Consider the following 3,653-nt stretch of genomic DNA (forward strand, 5'->3'; position numbering starts at 1 on the left):
TTATTGGTGGTGGTCATTTTCTTGTGGCAATCTCGCCGACAATTTAAACGCCGCTCTCAAACTGATTATTTGACGGGTATTGCAAATAGACGTCATACCTTTGAACAGGGTAAAAAGCGCTTTTATCAGGCTAAAAAACATAATCGATCACTAGCCGTTATTATGTTCGATATCGATAACTTTAAAGCCATTAATGATCATTATGGTCATGATATTGGCGATTTAGCCATAAAAGCGTGTGGTAGACGAGCACGCAATTGGCTCAAGAAAAACGATATTTTAGGTCGCATCGGTGGCGAAGAGTTTTTAATTATTTTACCTGATACAGAGCAAGCACAAGCCGTTGAAATAGCTGAACGATTGCGAACCAGTATTGAGTCAAACCAGTTTGTGTTTAACGATGTTAAAATGAATTTCACTATCAGTGTGTCTGTCGCGATGTTAACCCCGCAAACTCATGAGCTTGTCGACATTATTAAACAAGCCGATTTAGGCTTATATCAAGCAAAAGACAACGGCCGTAATCAAGTCGTGGTTGTCGATCATTAACCCTCCCTAAGTGCCGATGCAGTTGTTTGGTCGCTTCGGCTACTTTCTACTTAGACTAAAGTTTTACGCTCAATAAATCACTCAACAGTAATCATGTTACTGATAAATAGGTATTGATATATATCATAAAAACAATATCTTACATCAAATTTAAACGTGACATTCTTAAACTGTAAATCTTCACTGACAATTCCTATTAATTAACATCTGTATTTAGACCATTTTTTACTTGCTTTACGTTCGCGTCAACGTCAAAGTGATATCCATATTATTGATGTTAATTTTTTAAGCGCAGTAAATTGGAGTGGTTATGAGTACAGAGCAAACAGGTCAAGATATCGTTATTGTTGCCGCGAAACGTACACCAATGGGTGGGTTTCAAGGCGCATTGTCTGAGGTAGCTTCTCCAGTATTAGCTGCAACCGCTATCAAAGGTCTTATCGCCCAAACGGGGATCAGCGTTGATGCTGTTGACGAAGTATTGATGGGTTGTGTATTGCCAGCCGGTTTGGGCCAAGCACCTGCTCGCCAAGCGACGCTAGGTGCGGGTTTACCGTTAAGCGTTGGCGCAACAACAGTCAATAAAGTTTGTGGTTCTGGTATGAAAACCGTCATGTTAGCGCACGATTTAATTAAAGCTGGTAGCAGCCAAGTTGTGGTTGCTGGTGGCATGGAAAGCATGAGCCAAGCACCATATTTACTCGATAAAGCACGTAGCGGTATGCGCATGGGCCACGGCAAAGTCATGGACCACATGTTTTTAGACGGCCTTGAAGACGCTTATACCGGTGGTGCAATGGGCACATTTGCCCAAAAAACCGCTGATGACTTTGGTTTAACTCGTGAGCAAATGGATGATTTTGCATTAGGTTCGCTCGAAAAAGCCAATGCAGCGATTAACTCTGGCGCATTTAAAGACGAAGTCGTGCCAGTAACCATTAGTACGCGCCGTGGCGACGTGACGGTAGAGATAGATGAACAACCTGGTAATGCTCGTCCTGAAAAAATCCCGACATTACGCCCTGCATTTACCAAAGACGGTACGATTACTGCGGCCAACTCAAGTTCAATTTCGGACGGCGCTGCAGCGTTAATGTTAATGACACGCGAAAAAGCACAGCAATTAGGCTTAAGCGTATTAGCGACCATTAAAGGCCACACCACTCATTCACAAGAACCGTCAATGTTCACCACCGCCCCCGTTGGCGCAATGCAAAAACTGTTCGATAAAGTGCAGTGGAACAAAGATGACGTCGATTTATACGAAATCAACGAAGCGTTTGCCATGGTCACCATGTTAGCTATTTCTGAGCTGAACTTAGATGCCAGCAAGGTCAACGTTAATGGCGGTGCATGTGCAATGGGACACCCAATTGGTTGTTCTGGAGCGCGTTTGTTAGTCACATTGATTTATGCCTTAAAAGCACGCGGCCTTAAGCGCGGCGTGGCATCGTTATGTATTGGTGGCGGCGAAGCCACAGCAATGGCGATTGAAGTGTAAATAGACAATACAAGTTAAGTTCGACAAGACCACCGCACAGGTAGATGTACACGCAGCCACTGTTAGTGAGACTGACAAACACAACAAATCGCGTCACCTGTGCAGTAACTCAATACGAGTGATGTTATTCACTCATAAGATGTCCAAGGATCGAGGAAAACAACATGATCACACAAGTTAAGCATTATATTGATGGCGAATTCACTTATGGCAGCGGAGATCGCAATATTGATGTGACCAACCCGGCCAATAATAGCGTTATTGCTAAAATTAATTGCGCTACCACTGCCGAAGTTGAGCAGGCCATTCACAGTGCTAAAGAAGCATTTAAAACGTGGAAAGAAGTCCCTGTGTCTGAACGTGCGCGCGTCATGTTGCGTTACCAACATTTACTCAAAGAGCATCACGACGAACTGGCGACCATTTTGGCGCAAGAAACCGGTAAAACATTTGAAGATGCTAAAGGCGATGTATGGCGCGGCATTGAAGTAGCTGAACATGCTTGTGGTGTTGCGTCGTTAATGATGGGTGAAACTGTTGAAAACGTCGCTCGAAATATCGATACCTATAGCTACACTCAACCATTAGGTGTGTGTGCGGGTATTACCCCATTCAACTTCCCAGCAATGATCCCGCTATGGATGTTCCCGTTATCGATTGCTTGCGGTAACACGTTTATTTTAAAGCCGTCAGAACAAGATCCTATGACGCCACAGCGTTTAGTTGAATTGTTTGTTGAAGCAGGCGCGCCAAAAGGCGTGTTGCAACTTATTCATGGCGACAAAACAGCAGTAGACATCTTGCTAAGAGACCCAGCCATTAAAGCGATTTCGTTTGTTGGTTCTGTGGGGGTTGGTCAATACATTTACAAAACCGGTACCGACAATCTAAAGCGTGTGCAAGCGTTTGCAGGAGCTAAAAACCATTGCGTGATCATGCCTGATGCGAACAAGCAGCAAGTGATCAATAACATGGTTGGTGCCTCTGTTGGTGCTGCCGGTCAGCGTTGTATGGCGATTTCAGTCGCTATTTTTGTGGGTAAAGCTAAAGAATGGATCCCTGAATTAAAAGAAGCGTTAGCTAAAGTTCGTCCTGGTTTATGGGATGACAAAGAAGCTGCTTACGGTCCAGTTATCAGTCCAGCAGCAAAAGAGCGTGTACTAAAACTGATTGCTCAAGGTAAAGCTGAAGGTGCTGATTGCTTACTCGATGGAACCGATTTTACCGTTGCAGGTTACGAGTCGGGTAACTGGGTTGGCCCAACCATGTTTACCAATGTCACCACCGACATGAGCATTTACAAAGAAGAAATATTTGGCCCAGTACTGTGTTGTATGGAAGCGGATAACTTAGACGATGCTATCGAACTGGTTAACAACAGCCCATACGGCAACGGCACTTCAATCTTTACTGCATCAGGCGGCGCAGCGCGTAAATATCAACATGAAATTGAAGTAGGCCAAGTGGGTATTAACGTGCCAATTCCTGTGCCATTACCTTTCTTCTCGTTCACTGGATGGAAAGGCAGTTTCTATGGCGACCAACACGCCTACGGCAAGCAAGCGGTGCGCTTCTGCACCGAAACCAAAACCATCACAACTCG

The 3,653-nt window shown here is 44.5% G+C and carries 3 protein-coding genes; all 3 read left to right on the plus strand.

What is annotated here, in order from left to right:
* On the plus strand, window positions 1-549 hold a 549-nt coding region (locus CXF78_RS14690), incomplete at its 5' end, for a GGDEF domain-containing protein (RefSeq protein ID WP_145991466.1).
* Between the two features lie 310 nt (window positions 550-859).
* Window positions 860-2,050: a thiolase family protein gene (locus CXF78_RS14695; RefSeq protein ID WP_102037219.1), complete on the plus strand. Its 1,191-nt coding sequence runs from the start codon at window positions 860-862 to the stop codon at window positions 2,048-2,050.
* A gap of 164 nt (window positions 2,051-2,214) precedes the next feature.
* The coding region (locus tag CXF78_RS14700) for a CoA-acylating methylmalonate-semialdehyde dehydrogenase (protein WP_102037220.1) at window positions 2,215-3,653 on the plus strand (1,439 nt) is incomplete at its 3' end.

Source organism: Shewanella sp. 11B5, assembly GCF_002836795.1.
GTDB classification, from domain to species: domain Bacteria; phylum Pseudomonadota; class Gammaproteobacteria; order Enterobacterales; family Shewanellaceae; genus Shewanella; species Shewanella frigidimarina.